Here is a 13,423-nt window from a genome sequence, read left to right as displayed (position 1 = left end):
TTTATTTAATTGTTATTAATTTTTTACTGTTTTTATGCAATAGTATGGCACCTACTACTCCGGAAATTAGGGAAGCAAACAGGATGCTTACTTTTGCAGTGAAAATCAAAGATTCATCTGAGAAGGCCAGTTCATTAATAAACAGTGACATGGTAAAACCGATGCCCCCCAAAAAGGCCGTCCCATAAATCATATTCCAACTCACGTTTTCAGGGAGTTTGGCAAGTTTAAGGGCCACAAGAATTCTTGAAAAGGCTGCAATACCAATGAATTTTCCGAAAATCAGCCCCAAACCAATCCCTAGGCCAACAGGGCCGGTTAGTACCTTCAGCAAATCCCCATGAAGGTGTATCCCCGCATTTGCCAAGGCGAACAAAGGAAGAATGATGAAGTTGACCAGAGGGTGTAAAGCCCTTTCCAGTTTTTGTAGCGGTGTCTCGGCTTCTGAACTTGTGGTTTTAATATCCTCCAATATTTCCAACTGTTGGTTGGAAATAAGGGAGCCTTTGATCGACTTTGATTCCTGAAATCTTTTATGGAGTGCGTCCAAACGTTTTAGAAAGGTTCCCTCTTTAATTTTTACCCGACCCGGAATTGCCACAGCGGTAAGAATTCCTGCAATTGTAGGGTGCACCCCGGAAAAAAAGAAGGCCAGCCACACGCCTCCTATTCCTATAATAGCATAAAACCAAGTGCTTCTTACCCCGACAAAATTTCCTATGATGAGAAGTCCGAAGAAGAGCAGCCCGTGGAGCAAATCCATTCCCGAAATACCGGAAGTATAAAATAGGGCGATGACCAGAACACCGCCCAAATCGTCCACGATGGCCAATGTGACCAAAAATACCCTTAGAGCGGTGGGCAATCTTTTCCCCACAAGTGCCAGGACCCCCAACGAAAAGGCAATATCGGTGGCCATTGGAATGCCCCATCCTTGGGAAGCCTCCCCGGAACCGTTGAACAAATAGTAAATGAAGGCGGGGATTACCATTCCCCCTATTGCCGCTCCTATGGGTAATACAGCATTCTTAGGGGATGAAAGTTTGCCTCCCAATATTTCCCGTTTAAGCTCTAACCCGACCTGCAAAAAGAACAGTGCCATCAACCCATCATTGATCCACAAAAGCAAAGGTTCCGATAACCGAAAATCCGCAATGTAAAAGCCGATATCAGTTTGCATAAGACCGGTATAAAATTCTTTCCAAGGGGAATTTGCCCAGACCATTGCAACAACTACGGTTACAAAGAGAACAACCCCACTATTGTTGAGTCCCTTGGCATAATGGCCAAAGAATTTTCGAATGCCTATGTTATTTCGGTTTTTAAGCATCGATTTTTGTTTTTTGCATATTTTCGAACTTTTCCAATGTCCCAAATTGTTCATCCGATGGAGGGTCTATATGGGAACCTTGTTTGAAATTCCTAATGATGACCCTATTGCTCTTTTCATAGGTAAAATAACTTATGACCCAATTAAAGCCTACCAACAGTTTGTTTCTAAACCCACTGATGGACATCAAATGCACCACGGACCATAATAACCAGGCAAAATATCCCCCAAACTTCAGCTTGCCCAAATCGGCTACCGCTTTTCGTTTACCAACGGTGGCCAGCGATCCCTTATCCTTATATTTAAACTGTTTTGATGGTTTGTCATCGATTAGATCGGTCAGCATTTCGGCAAGATATTTTCCTTGTTGAATAGCTGTCTGTGCTACTTGTGGATGTCCTTTCGGCGTAGCTTCAGAAATCAATGCGGCAATGTCTCCAATGGCGTAGATGTTCTTATGTCCGTCCACCTGTAAATACCCGTTTGTTTTTAAGCGATTCCCTTTTACTATGGACTCTTTGCTGATTCCCTTCGGAAATTGTCCCTTGACCCCTGCTGTCCAGACGAGGTTTCTTGCCAATAGCATTTTACCGCTCTTGGTCTGTACTACTTTGCCATCATAATCACTGACCGCTTCGTTCAATAGAACTTCAACATCAAGATTTTTAAGGTACTCCAATGTTTTTTCCGAGGCCTTGTCGGACATAGCTCCCAGTAGTTCGTCCATGGCTTCCACCAAATAGATCTTCATAATTGAAGAGGGATATTCGGGATAGTCCTTTGGAAGGATGTACCTGCAAAACTCTGCCAAGGCCCCTGCCATTTCAACCCCTGCGGGACCCCCGCCCACGATCACAAAATTGGTCAGGGCATCGCGTTCTTCATCATCACAGGTAATCGCTGCCTGTTCCAGGTTTTGCAGCATCATGTGGCGGATGTTCAGGGAATCGCGGATATCCTTCATCCCCAAACTATTTTTTTCCACATTTTCAAGTCCGAAAAAGTTGGTGGCCGTTCCCGTGGCCAATATGAGATAATCGTAGGTCAATATGCCCTTGTTGGTAACCACTGTATTCCGGGAGGGTTGTATTTCTTCGACCTCCGCCAGGCGAAATTGAACATTCTTGTAACCGCTGATCTGTTTTCTGAAAGGGAATACAATGCTGTCGGGTTCCAGTGCACTGGTGGCCACTTGATAAAAGAGGGGCTGGAATTGATGGAAATTGTTCTTGTCCACCAATACGACCTGTATGTTCTTCTTTTTGAGACCTTCTACCAAGGCAAGGCCCGCAAAGCCACCACCTACCACGACCGCCCGGGGCAATTTGGTGTCTGGCAAACAGATGGAATCTGTTACCTTACAGGTATTTCCTCTAGTAGTGTTCAACGTGTTGCCTTTTTTCATGTTAACATTGTTGTATTCATTTTTATCCATGCTAATTTTCAATAGCAGCATTGGCACTCAACCCATCATTTTTCAATTTCTGAAGCGGGTTTACGAACTATCAATACCGAGCAATCGGCGTGAACTGAAATGGATTGGGAAACCGAGCCCAGCAGGAAACGTTTGAACGCACCATGGCCATGTGACCCGACCACGATCAGTTCCGCACCCATAGCCTCGGCCTCTTCCAGAATCGTGATTTTTGGAAGGCCGTTCACAACATCCGTCGTAACGGATACATCGGCGTTCTTCTTTTGCAATACCTGACTGGCATTCTGCACGATGTCTTCTGCCATTTTTTTTGCGTTTGACACGGCTTCTTCATAATAGTTGCCAAGAGTGCCTCCTATTGGAACGGCGCCCGGAGCGGTCAATAACGGATTCTCGAAAACTGAGATGATACGTACTTCGGTATTGGACGGGAACGGCATTCTCGAAAGTTCTTCCACCGCTGTATTGCTGTATTCCGATCCATCTATTGCTAATAGTATTTTCATGACATTTAATTTATAAGTGATACTTTATGTTAGTATTAAATAACCATTAATCAATGGTTATCGGTTTCATTACTTTTCTCCAATACAGATGTTCATATATCCCTGACCAGTACATCCCAAAAGTGAAGGCGAATAAAAGTTCTTCAATGGGGATGCCCAGAACAAGAATATGCGTTAGATTTTCCAGATTCCAGTACAGCTCCACATATTGGGGGTAAAACGGAAGGATACTTCCGAAATAGACAAAGTAGAGCACTGTAAACAGCATACCACCGACCCAGATTTTACCCTTTAGATCGGGGCGGCAGTATAGGGTTGCCAGTCCTCCGAAAAACAAGGCGATGACCCCACAATAAATATGATTAAGACCTGTAAAAAGGCTTAGTGCCGCAAAAATCAGAACAGGAACAAAAAGAATGTAAACGTGGAGCGAATGCCTCCGGTGGCTTCTTTCCGAATGCGGCATTTCAACAAACCTTCTTTTAAAAATAAGGTTGTACAGCACCGTTCCTATACCTCCAATGGCAAAGGAAAAAATAAGACTCTCTATGTCGAACCCCGTATTTTCCGCCAGATTGAATAGGGAAGGGGGGAACCAGTACTCGGGTACGAACAGGGGTTCCGTAAGGCCAAAGGGCATGGTGATCCAACTCATTTTGAGCATTTCTATCCTTATATCCTTTTTAAATAGATAGATTACCGCCCAAAGGGCGAGGATGATTAGGGACCATATGAACCAGACGTATTGCATTTATTTATTTGATATAATTGTGTTCCAAATTCAATAGATCTTCCCTATCACCAAATTGTTTATTGAATATTTTACTGAAAGAATAGACAATTGCCAATTGCACCCTGTGCTCGTTTTGACCAAAGAGATTTTCCGTAAAACCTGAATTTTCGGTATATCGATATTGCAGCCCTATATCGAAGTTTTCCCCAAGTCGATAAAATCCGTTGGCGATGAACAACAATTGATCTGAATCTGTTTGTAGGTTTGATAGGGATTTGTAACCCGCACCCATAGAAAATTGATAATGTGGCCGCTCTAGCTTCTGTTTCAGGTAACGAAGGGTTCCAAAGAGGGTGGTCGATTCCGTTCGGGTATAATCAAAGTAGTCATCGAGCTGGGTTATTTCGTCCCATCCAAAATTTTGGATGGCTTGGAACCTAAAATCGATAAAGTTTATGGGATCCGGTTTAAGATTGGCCGTTGTGCTGAACAATACGTTCTTTACCGAAGCATCAAAATCGTTGGAATAACCCGGCCTGTCGGTAAAGTAGTTATTAAAACTCAATCCTATTTCCTGCAAAACGTTCCTGTTCCATCGCTGGTTTTCAGGAACCCTGTACATGAGTGTCAATCCCATGGAATTCAACCTGAAATCATCAGGTTCCCTACTGTCGTAGAAATTTTCGCCATGTACCGAAACAAAAAGCCGTTGCTTGAAAATACGTGAATATTCCAACACATTTGCATACTGGTCACGCTCGGTATTTACCCCATCTGAAAAGGGGTTCAAAGCATAGGTAAAACGTTGCGCATCATCATCCCTAAGTGTAGGAAATTCGTTCAAGTTGGTCTGCGCGAGCGTTCTTCCGACCTTCACGACATTCTTTTTATCCTCCAATCGAACAAAAATGTTGTTGTAGAATACTTCACCAAGATTGGAATTTGCATCAGGAAATTGCAGGCCAAGTACAAATTGTGTCCTCCAATCATTGTATAACTTTTGCTGTAGCCCCATTAATAATTGCGTATCCGAAAAATCGGAAACGGCACTGGACTCGTCCGAGTTTAAAATTAGATTTCCGGAAAACACCCCTTTTGCGCCTATTTCAAACTCGGGCGTAATCTGTGCATATCCCCAACCAGAAATGAATAGTACTATGTATATTAATTTTCTCATTTTGCTATAATTGATTCTATCCGGTTATTACTCGTCCAAGGCAATTTTTGGAAGCTTGTCCTGTCCAAACATCATTTTGTTCATACGTGCCATTTTATCTTTTTCCATGGATTCCATTCCTTCCATATTGGTCATTCCGGCATTCGGATTGTACATGGGGTTTCCGGAGTATTTAGAAATAATGAGTTCCTCTTCCGGAAGATCTTCATAGACCAAGGCCAGCAAATTACCTCCAGGATACAAGCCGTTATTGGTAACTTTTCGGGTATCATGGTCATGAAAGGTCCAGATGCCCCTGTTTTTGCCCTCGACTATAATATCAAAGGTCTTGCCCGGAGTCAACGGCACCGTATTTCTTTTCCAAGGATGTTCAATGGGCACCCCATCATCTGCAACCATCCAAAAATCATGACCGTGCATATGAAGATGATGTGTTTCCGCGCCGGCATTAATAAGCCGTATCCTGATATTTTCACCGGACTTGATAAATAGGTAGGGTGTTGATGGGTACGACTTTCCGTTTACGGTAAACCATTGTGCCTGGGGCAGGTCCGAATTTGTTCTTCTATTGGTCAAATAAGGCGGCTTATACCCTTTTTCCATGCGCTCCATTAACTGTTCCTTGCTATCGAAAACCGCCCATTGCTCACTGGTAAACCTTCCTTCTTTCATCAAAAAGGTGCGTTGTTTCATTCGTTCCAACATACTGTTCATCTCTTCGCGGATATAGTTGGTATCATGTGAGGAATACACCAATGTATATTCCCTTTCATAAGGAAACCTCTTTTTTATCGAGTCATCAGGATTTTCAACAATCACACTACCGAACATGCCCGCCTGCATATGCATCAACGTTCCCCAATGGCAGTGATAAAAATGTGTGCCTTCGGGTTCTGCCACAAATTCATAGATAAATTCATTTTTGGGCATCACGGGTAGTTGGGTCACAAACGGCACCCCGTCCATACGCCATGGCACATATAGGCCGTGCCAATGAATGGTATGGTTCAAATCAGTTCTGTTAGTGAACCTTACCCGTACCTTGTCACCAGCGTTGACCCTAATCTCTGGACCGGGAATTATATCGTTGAAGGCCAGGGTATGGTATTCGAAGCCCGGTGCCGGTTCGTGGGTATGGATATCTATATAGAGTTCAAATTCCTTCCACCCCCCGTCCATTTTGTAAGGCAAAGGTTGTACAAGACGTTGCTTGTTCTGTTCCTTGGCAGTTGTTGCCAATAGGTTGCCCGGAAAAAAAAGCATACCAGCCGAAGAAACCGCTCCGGTTCCCAAAAAATCTCTTCTATCCATAATTTTGTTTATCTTCTTTTAAGTTGTGCATTGTAAAAAGCCGCAATAAGGGCACCTATAAGCCATGCGACAATAAATGTTTGAATGATGCCTATGGTGGCTTCCCAAAGGGGAACATCCATTCTAATGATACTCGTAGTATCCAAGCCGTGCAAAAGGCTGTTAAAAAATGCTATGCTTCCTTCCTGGCCTGCGGTTGCCATAACAATCATACAGCCTGCATAGAGCAAAGCTCCTGTTAAGCCCATGGCAAATCCAAATTTTTTTACGTTGATACGATTCATGATTATTGTTTTGTGTTAATAGTTTTTACAACTAGTTCCATCCTAAGTGGCAACTAGTGATTTTGCTCTAGACTCTTTCTGTACTCCATCTTCTCGTGCATCGTCATTTCCAAATTCTCGTGCTCCAAGGTATGGTCACAAAAGGTGTCGCTCAAAAGACTGTCGTTGGCGATGACCGGCATAAAATGGTGGGTGGTTAGCAACATAAGCTCAGGGTATCTGGTAATCATATCGCTAAGTTTATCAGCGAGAATGGTATCGTTTGCCGCTGCGTTTACGAGTTCGTCCACCATCATGCCCGTGGCATGGTCATTATCCATCATCTTTGCAATAAATTTTTGGCCCAATTCATGGTTCTCGGCTATGAATGCCAAGACTTCCTCTTGTTGGGACTGATCCTTGAGTTGGTCCTTTATGGTACTCTCTTGTTTTTGCGAACAGGCCGATAGTATAAAAATGGCCAGAATCAGACCCGCTGCCATTTTGATTTTTGTTTTCATTTCATTTTGTTTTAAGTGTTAAAATTTTATTCGATAATCGAGATTTAAATACTCCGAGGCTTGCCTCGAAATCAAATGTTTTTTCCGTTAAATGCCTCGTGGGCTTGCCCCGAGGTAGTTTACTCCTTATTCAGATTTTAAAAGTTTCTTGGATTCCTCGTATTCCTCTTTCGTGATCTCGCCTTTGGCAAATCGCTTTTTAAGAATACGTAGTGGGTCTTCTTTCCTGTTTTTGGTATAGGGAAGGTCGTAGGGCACAAAAAAGACCCATATCAATAGGATGAACCATACGATCCACCATATAAAGTGCATACCGCCGTAATGTCCGTCGAAAAAGTGCATAGTTTTGAATTTTAGTTGTTAATACTTGTTTTTGTGGACTATCCGTCCGATTTTAAAAGCTTCTTTGATTCTTCATATTCACTCTTGGTAATCTCTCCTTTGGCAAACCGCCTTTTGAGTGACGTGAGTGGGTCATCGTCTTCAATTTCATCATAGGATGAACTGGACGGGGCAAAGAAAATCCAGCCCAGCAATACAAACCATATGGCCCACCATATAAGGTGCATGCCCCAAAAAACTCCGTCTCTGTAAAACATACTATTAGATTTAAAGGTTATTATTATTTTAATTGATTTCCGTTATGGTATAGCCTTCAAGTTTATTGAGTTGCTCTTGTAACTCATCTACTGAAAGTTCGTCCTTCATGCTGATAATAGTGGCACCTTTCGGCTGCAAGAAAATCTGTGCTTTCTCTACTGCTGGATGTTCTTCCAAAGCTCTTTTGACCCTTGTCACACATCCGCCACAGCTTATCCCTTCGATTTGAAATTTGCGTTTCATTGTCCAAGTTTTACTGTTTTTTAATGATGTCGATGCCCTTCATGTCCTTTTTTGTCCCCATCTAGCACTTCTTCTTTACTTTCTCCTTGCTTCTTATCGCTATGGCCGGCATGGTTATGGCCACTGCGACCATGTGAGCCATGCGGCATAAATAGATGTAATACGAACATCACGATTATAAAGGCAAAAAGCCCATTATACCCCGTAATCCCCAATGCCGGGGCAAAAAATATCAGTAGTAGGGGCAACCCACAACCGATAACCATCCATATCCAATGACTTTTCATTATTGCTGTATTTACGTTATAATTTTATGTTTTTAGTGGTGTTCGGAATGGTCATCTTCAGATGATTTCATTTTGATGTCATCATCCATCATTCCCATCATGTCCATGCCTTTTTCTCCCATCATCTGTTTACAGGACTCCATACAATCCTCGCTCATCATGCCTTTTTCATGCATCATTTTCATCATATTTCCCATCATCTTACCATCTTTCATCATGGATTGCATCATGTTCTTCATCATCGTACTGTCTTTCATCATCATTTGCATACCATCGCCTTTCATCATGCCGCCCATCATTTTATGGTTGCCCTGCATCATTTGCATTGCATGATCGCTCTCTTGCATGTTTTCCATAAGGCCGGTCATGTATGCGTGATTGTTCGTAATGGCATCAAAAATTTCACTACGTGTCTCGGAGTTGTCGAGCATTGCGTTAACATCAGTTTTCTGGTTGCAACCGTTTAAGGCAAACAACCCGATCGTCAAAAAAATTAGTGTTGCTGTTTTCATTGTATTTAATTTAAGATTTACTCGATTCGTTTTAATTTTATCCTTTACTTACTTCCGAAGTTTCAGAGGCACATTTTGTGCCCTGATTTTCGCTTCGATCCAAAAATTTTAAATGGGTTCACTTCAACTTTTTGTCCCATTGTGCTGAACAAAAAATCAATTATTACCCAATATCAGCGGTAGTCCGGAATCGCCACCACCGACTACGACTACTTTTGAGTTAGGCGACTTCGCTAGTTCCAATGTTGCATCGATACCCTTGTCCTGTAATATCTTATCGGTCAGGGAAGCGCTTAAAATTTTATTCGCATCCGCCTTTCCTTGTGCTTCAATGGTTACTTTTTCCGCTTCCTTTTTGGCGGTAACCAAACGAAACTCATATTCCAACGACTCTTGTTCTTGTTTAAGCTTACGCTCTATAGCTTCTTTTATGGTGCCTGGCAAAGTAACATCTCGCACTAGTATCTCATTGAGCTGAATGTACTGTCCGTCAACGATTTTTTTGGTCTCTTCATAAATCTCTGCCTGTATTGCATCTCGTTTACTGGAATATAATTGCTCCGGGGTATAGCGCCCCACAACGCTTCTTGCTGCGGATCTTATTGTGGGCAGTAGTACACGGTTAACGTATTCCGTACCCTTTTCTTGATGAAGTTTTCCTAAAAATTCTCTCTTTGGTTCAAACCATGCGGAGGCGTCCAGTTTTATCTCCAATCCGTTGGAAGAGAGGACCTGCATTTTTTCAAAAACTTCTTGCTGTCTAACCTCATATACAAAAACCTTGTTCCAAGGTGCTACGATATGAAAACCCTCGCCCAAAGGCGGCTGATCCGTAACCACTCCGCCCCCAAAGGTTTTGTAGAGTACCCCGGCTTCCCCCGATCCAATCGTCACTGCAGATTTTGCGATTAAAACAACCAGTACAATAAAAATAATTATTGCTGGTAACGCAATTTTTGGTAATTTTTCCATATTCATAATAATTTAAATTAGTACTGTTTTGCGTTGTTCCATTTTTGGAATCGGGCATTATTTTGCCTCTATTGCTGTATTATAAAAGCAACTATTGGAGTGTTTATGGCCATTTTAATTGGCCGATTTTAAAAACTCCTCTATCTTCTTGCTTTCGTTCTCAGTAAGGTTGGCCCTGACCCTCATGTGAAGGCTGATGGTCTCCCAATCCGTATCGTTATAATCCGCAGGGGACGGTGCTATGTGGCATCGATTACAGGTTTCTCCCCACATTTGGGCTCCCGATTTTTCGATCTTGAATTCTTCCTTCGCTGCTGCGGTGGCCGTATCCGGAACATCGGTATAGCCCTTCTTTGTGGAAGAACAGGCCACGGCCGTAATGCCCACAATTGTCATTACTATGACTCCTATTACTGTTTTATATATTGTTTTCATGTTTTCTATTTTTAAATGAATGTTTTTAGAATCCTATGGCCCAATGCACAAACAGGCCATCCGTGTTGGTTAAACCATCTCCGTCATGACCACCTTCCGTTTCTGTAGTCTGGTAACTTAGTTTGACCACAGATCTCCAGCTCAGCCAATAATTTAGACCGAAGGCGTACTGGACCGATTTCTCTTCCCATTCCGCGCCTTCCGGAGCATTAAAGTCCGAATATCTGCCCACAAACTCCAGTTTTTTGACAAAATCGCTGCTTGCCATAGTGGGCCGGTAACTTAGCTGGCCGTAGAAGGAGTTACTTTGATTGTCAAAGGAATATTCTTCCTCTATACCATCCACTATCTCAAAATAAGTGGCCGTATCCACGTTTGAATTGTTGTATTGGGCCTTGACATCCACAACGCCACCAAGCCCGGAAATTTGCTTTACGAAAGAAAAATCCAAGGCGAACAAAAATGCCCCGACATCCTCATATTCCGAGTCCTGTTCCCCCGTGTCACTTGTAGAATAGGCAGAAAAACCAATCTCCGTGGAAGAATCGGAAAAGGGTAATAATCCCAAGCGACCTCCATAAGCTTTGGCGAGGTTGGTATCTTCGTAATTTTCAAACCTAAGGATGCCAGCTTCCTCCGGTTCATCGCTTCCGTCATTTAGCCTTGGGCCGTTTGTGGCATAGACCGAATAATTCAATGTTGGACCGCCCAAGTCGAAGGCTCCCCTAAGCTCTACTCCGATTCCTGAAGAGGGTGCAATGCCATCATGCCCGTACCCTAAAGGAGCATTGGGCAGACGGTTGATCCAAGCGGGATGCAATCGCTCCATAAAAGTACCGAAGGGCAATAGAAACTTCCCTGCCCGTGCCGTGATGTTCTTATTGAGTACGTACATGACATCGGCATACTCTAAACCGGTCTCCAGTTGATTTCCTTCAAGCACAAACTCAAGTTCGGCCTCGAACATCAGCCTGTCCGAATGTTTATAAAGAAAAATTGGGGCATAGGCTAAGCCTAAGAATGTAGATTCGGTTTCATCCCCAGAGTCCATATATTCAAATCCAGTATGGCCGTAGCCCCTTATCATAAACTGGGTCTTGCTCGGTTCAAAAGTGTTGTATGTTTGGCCGTACATCTGACCGCCAAAAACAACTGCGATTAGTAATACTAGTAGCTTTTTCATTACTTAAGGGTTCTTATGTAGTTAATAATTTCCCAGCGTTTTTTCTCAGGGATGGCAGTTTTATAAGAGGCCATCGGTGAGCGGCCTTCTTCCAATTTCCAGAACAGGGCCCCATCTGTCTGGGCCTGGACTTCGGCACTGGTAAAATCGGTTGGTTTAGGTGTGAGGCCCGCGCCTCCTACACCATCGCCTTTGCCCTTGGCACCGTGGCACACGACACACAGCATCTTATAGGTTCTTTTGCCCGATGCAGCGGCATTGGCATCTCCTTTAAGTGGGTTTACAATCTTGTCAGCACTCGCGGGTGCCACCCATTTTTCCTGTGCATGGGTATTGAATCCCACGAACAGGAAACATATCACCGCCAGTACGGTCATGCTTGGTAAGAATTTTTTGTTTTTCATATTATTGGTATTAAGTTGTTAACAAATCTATTTTTTATTGAAAGTGTTCGTCTGCATAATTTTCTTTCTTATCTATATAATTTCGTCATAGAATTGGCGCTCCCAGCCTTCGGCATTCTTATAATCCGTCATGCTTATACCCGTGATGTTCTTAAACTGCCTCGACAGATGGTTTACACTACTATAGTCCAGCATATATGCTATATCCGAAAAGGTATATTGTTGAAGTTGTATCAGTTCTTTGACCCTTTCGATCTTTAGTTTTATAAAATACTTTTCAATTGTGGTATGCTCTTTTTTGGAAAACAGTTTGCTCAAAATCTTATAATCACGATGTAAGGTCGATGCCAAATGTTCCGAGGTCTTTTCCTTTAAATGCATTGGCAACTCCTTAATAAGAGCTATGAGTGTTATCTTTACTTCCTCGACCAACATTTCCTCCTCGCTTTGTGCAATCTCAAAACCATTGGAGTGAAGTACATCAGTGACTTTACTATCGATTTCTTTATCAATCTTTTTGATTGAACGTACCGTCAGCTTTCCTAATTCAAGGGAAAGCACCTCAATATTGATTTCTTCAAGCTCATGTTTTATGACCTTCAGACACCGTCTACATACCATATTCATGATCCAATAAATTCTAGTGGATTCCATGTATGAAATTGTTAATGTTACTAACTGAACAATAAAGCTGTCAGAGGATTGATTCTCTGATAAAATACAGGTCGAAAAAGGTTGTCGCTAGAAAATAGGCGCGACAGTAGATAACCAACAATGGGCTGTTGGCCATTGGGAAGCACAGATTATTCTTACAATAATCTGCTTAAATAAAAAATCAAATCAAGAAAGTTTCGTGAAGTACCAGTATGTCCTTCTCGATCCAGGGAGGATCATAGTTAATAAAGGGAACTGTTTTGAGTTCAAGTCCTTGAAATAAATTTACATAGGAGTAGAAAAATACTTTTAAGAAAATTACGTTGTTGGCATCTAGTTCGAAGGAAACCGATTTTAGATTGTCCTCCCCTTGCTTTACAAAGGTTTGGTTGCTACAACAACCCTTTTGACCTAGGGAACATTCTTTGGTAGGTTTTTCATCTTGTTGCTTAACTTTTTCATTGCAAGATTTCACTTTACTGAAAACAGCAAGATCCACCAATTTATCACAACAAAAGTGCATATCAGCTGTAAACGCGGTAGTGGAAAAAAGCACCGCGAGGGTCAATGTGAAGGCTAATATTTTGTGAAAAAAGCGTTTCATGTTCTAAAGTTAGTCAAAAACGTTTAAAGTTTTAAAATGACCTATTTATATTTTAGATGCTTAAAGTACTAAAAATAAGTAATTTATATTATTTTTTTAGCTAATTATCTGTCCAAATATAAATGAAGGGTTTAAACAAAAACATGACGATCGTCATGTTTGTAAGAAAAATTCCGTGAACGGTGAAAACGACCTAATAATTAATAGCGACGTATTGACTAATACTATTTTTCCAATAAAGTCGTTCATTTCT

General features: G+C 42.1%; 19 protein-coding genes. All 19 read right to left on the bottom strand.

Features of this window, described 5'->3' with window-relative positions:
- Position 1: 1 nt before the first annotated feature.
- A complete protein-coding gene (gene nhaA / locus PP182_RS09585; protein ID WP_272651024.1) occupies positions 2 to 1,330 on the bottom strand; it encodes a Na+/H+ antiporter NhaA in 1,329 nt (442 codons plus the stop codon).
- Positions 1,323 to 2,735: an NAD(P)/FAD-dependent oxidoreductase gene (locus PP182_RS09580; RefSeq protein ID WP_272651023.1), complete on the bottom strand. Its 1,413-nt coding sequence runs from the start codon at positions 2,733 to 2,735 to the stop codon at positions 1,323 to 1,325. Before PP182_RS09580 ends, nhaA begins: the two co-directional genes overlap by 8 nt.
- Before the next feature lie 65 nt (positions 2,736 to 2,800).
- Positions 2,801 to 3,271, bottom strand: a complete 471-nt coding sequence (locus PP182_RS09575) for a universal stress protein (RefSeq protein ID WP_272651022.1) — start codon at positions 3,269 to 3,271, stop codon at positions 2,801 to 2,803.
- Positions 3,272 to 3,317: 46 nt separating this feature from the next.
- Positions 3,318 to 4,022 carry a lycopene cyclase domain-containing protein gene (locus PP182_RS09570; protein ID WP_272651021.1) on the bottom strand — a complete coding sequence of 235 codons (705 nt, stop codon included), beginning with the start codon at positions 4,020 to 4,022 and terminating at the stop codon, positions 3,318 to 3,320.
- 4 nt (positions 4,023 to 4,026) lie between these two features.
- Positions 4,027 to 5,181: a hypothetical protein gene (locus PP182_RS09565; protein ID WP_027066201.1), complete on the bottom strand. Its 1,155-nt coding sequence runs from the start codon at positions 5,179 to 5,181 to the stop codon at positions 4,027 to 4,029.
- Between the two features lie 27 nt (positions 5,182 to 5,208).
- On the bottom strand, positions 5,209 to 6,492 hold the full coding sequence (locus tag PP182_RS09560; RefSeq protein WP_027066202.1) for a multicopper oxidase family protein: 1,284 nt from the start codon (positions 6,490 to 6,492) through the stop codon (positions 5,209 to 5,211).
- 8 nt (positions 6,493 to 6,500) lie between these two features.
- The gene (locus PP182_RS09555; protein WP_027066203.1) at positions 6,501 to 6,776 is read right to left on the bottom strand and encodes a DUF5676 family membrane protein; all 276 of its coding nucleotides are present in this window, start codon (positions 6,774 to 6,776) and stop codon (positions 6,501 to 6,503) included.
- A gap of 53 nt (positions 6,777 to 6,829) precedes the next feature.
- Positions 6,830 to 7,276 (bottom strand): hypothetical protein, encoded by a 447-nt coding sequence (locus tag PP182_RS09550; RefSeq protein ID WP_272651020.1) that lies wholly within the window; start codon positions 7,274 to 7,276, stop codon positions 6,830 to 6,832.
- Positions 7,277 to 7,402: 126 nt separating this feature from the next.
- The gene (locus PP182_RS09545) at positions 7,403 to 7,618 is read right to left on the bottom strand and encodes an SHOCT domain-containing protein (RefSeq protein WP_027066205.1); all 216 of its coding nucleotides are present in this window, start codon (positions 7,616 to 7,618) and stop codon (positions 7,403 to 7,405) included.
- A 38-nt stretch (positions 7,619 to 7,656) separates the two neighbouring features.
- Entirely contained in the window at positions 7,657 to 7,875 is a 219-nt protein-coding gene (locus PP182_RS09540) for an SHOCT domain-containing protein (RefSeq protein WP_093978458.1), read from the bottom strand.
- A gap of 28 nt (positions 7,876 to 7,903) precedes the next feature.
- Entirely contained in the window at positions 7,904 to 8,119 is a 216-nt protein-coding gene (locus PP182_RS09535; protein ID WP_027066207.1) for a heavy-metal-associated domain-containing protein, read from the bottom strand.
- Between the two features lie 20 nt (positions 8,120 to 8,139).
- Positions 8,140 to 8,406 carry a hypothetical protein gene (locus tag PP182_RS09530; protein ID WP_272651019.1) on the bottom strand — a complete coding sequence of 89 codons (267 nt, stop codon included), beginning with the start codon at positions 8,404 to 8,406 and terminating at the stop codon, positions 8,140 to 8,142.
- Between the two features lie 32 nt (positions 8,407 to 8,438).
- Positions 8,439 to 8,837 carry a hypothetical protein gene (locus PP182_RS09525; RefSeq protein WP_330097987.1) on the bottom strand — a complete coding sequence of 133 codons (399 nt, stop codon included), beginning with the start codon at positions 8,835 to 8,837 and terminating at the stop codon, positions 8,439 to 8,441.
- Between the two features lie 237 nt (positions 8,838 to 9,074).
- Positions 9,075 to 9,890: a prohibitin family protein gene (locus tag PP182_RS09520; RefSeq protein ID WP_272651017.1), complete on the bottom strand. Its 816-nt coding sequence runs from the start codon at positions 9,888 to 9,890 to the stop codon at positions 9,075 to 9,077.
- Positions 9,891 to 10,004: 114 nt separating this feature from the next.
- The gene (locus PP182_RS09515; RefSeq protein ID WP_272651016.1) at positions 10,005 to 10,325 is read right to left on the bottom strand and encodes a hypothetical protein; all 321 of its coding nucleotides are present in this window, start codon (positions 10,323 to 10,325) and stop codon (positions 10,005 to 10,007) included.
- A gap of 25 nt (positions 10,326 to 10,350) precedes the next feature.
- Complete coding sequence (locus tag PP182_RS09510; protein WP_272651015.1) at positions 10,351 to 11,508, bottom strand: hypothetical protein; 1,158 nt, start codon at positions 11,506 to 11,508, stop codon at positions 10,351 to 10,353.
- Positions 11,508 to 11,870 (bottom strand): c-type cytochrome, encoded by a 363-nt coding sequence (locus PP182_RS09505; RefSeq protein WP_272651014.1) that lies wholly within the window; start codon positions 11,868 to 11,870, stop codon positions 11,508 to 11,510. Before PP182_RS09505 ends, PP182_RS09510 begins: the two co-directional genes overlap by 1 nt.
- A 114-nt stretch (positions 11,871 to 11,984) precedes the next feature.
- Positions 11,985 to 12,566, bottom strand: coding sequence for a helix-turn-helix domain-containing protein (locus PP182_RS09500; RefSeq protein WP_272651013.1), 582 nt, complete (start codon positions 12,564 to 12,566; stop codon positions 11,985 to 11,987).
- Positions 12,567 to 12,747: 181 nt separating this feature from the next.
- Entirely contained in the window at positions 12,748 to 13,170 is a 423-nt protein-coding gene (locus PP182_RS09495; RefSeq protein WP_272651012.1) for an HYC_CC_PP family protein, read from the bottom strand.
- Positions 13,171 to 13,423: the final 253 nt, after the last annotated feature.

The sequence above is a fragment of the Maribacter sp. PR1 genome, assembly GCF_028464145.1.
In the GTDB taxonomy this organism is placed as follows: Bacteria; Bacteroidota; Bacteroidia; order Flavobacteriales; family Flavobacteriaceae; genus Maribacter.
This window is presented reverse-complemented; position numbering and strand designations above follow the sequence as displayed.

Coding starts and splice junctions, on each gene's coding strand:
- nhaA (WP_272651024.1), bottom strand. CDS start 1,330: ATGCTTAAAAACCGAAATAACATAGGCATTCGAAAATTCTTTGGCCAT.
- PP182_RS09580 (WP_272651023.1), bottom strand. CDS start 2,735: ATGAAAAAAGGCAACACGTTGAACACTACTAGAGGAAATACCTGTAAG.
- PP182_RS09575 (WP_272651022.1), bottom strand. CDS start 3,271: ATGAAAATACTATTAGCAATAGATGGATCGGAATACAGCAATACAGCG.
- PP182_RS09570 (WP_272651021.1), bottom strand. CDS start 4,022: ATGCAATACGTCTGGTTCATATGGTCCCTAATCATCCTCGCCCTTTGG.
- PP182_RS09565 (WP_027066201.1), bottom strand. CDS start 5,181: ATGAGAAAATTAATATACATAGTACTATTCATTTCTGGTTGGGGATAT.
- PP182_RS09560 (WP_027066202.1), bottom strand. CDS start 6,492: ATGGATAGAAGAGATTTTTTGGGAACCGGAGCGGTTTCTTCGGCTGGT.
- PP182_RS09555 (WP_027066203.1), bottom strand. CDS start 6,776: ATGAATCGTATCAACGTAAAAAAATTTGGATTTGCCATGGGCTTAACA.
- PP182_RS09550 (WP_272651020.1), bottom strand. CDS start 7,276: ATGAAAACAAAAATCAAAATGGCAGCGGGTCTGATTCTGGCCATTTTT.
- PP182_RS09545 (WP_027066205.1), bottom strand. CDS start 7,618: ATGCACTTTTTCGACGGACATTACGGCGGTATGCACTTTATATGGTGG.
- PP182_RS09540 (WP_093978458.1), bottom strand. CDS start 7,875: ATGTTTTACAGAGACGGAGTTTTTTGGGGCATGCACCTTATATGGTGG.
- PP182_RS09535 (WP_027066207.1), bottom strand. CDS start 8,119: ATGAAACGCAAATTTCAAATCGAAGGGATAAGCTGTGGCGGATGTGTG.
- PP182_RS09530 (WP_272651019.1), bottom strand. CDS start 8,406: ATGAAAAGTCATTGGATATGGATGGTTATCGGTTGTGGGTTGCCCCTA.
- PP182_RS09525 (WP_330097987.1), bottom strand. CDS start 8,837: ATGCTCGACAACTCCGAGACACGTAGTGAAATTTTTGATGCCATTACG.
- PP182_RS09520 (WP_272651017.1), bottom strand. CDS start 9,890: ATGGAAAAATTACCAAAAATTGCGTTACCAGCAATAATTATTTTTATT.
- PP182_RS09515 (WP_272651016.1), bottom strand. CDS start 10,325: ATGAAAACAATATATAAAACAGTAATAGGAGTCATAGTAATGACAATT.
- PP182_RS09510 (WP_272651015.1), bottom strand. CDS start 11,508: ATGAAAAAGCTACTAGTATTACTAATCGCAGTTGTTTTTGGCGGTCAG.
- PP182_RS09500 (WP_272651013.1), bottom strand. CDS start 12,566: ATGGAATCCACTAGAATTTATTGGATCATGAATATGGTATGTAGACGG.
- PP182_RS09495 (WP_272651012.1), bottom strand. CDS start 13,170: ATGAAACGCTTTTTTCACAAAATATTAGCCTTCACATTGACCCTCGCG.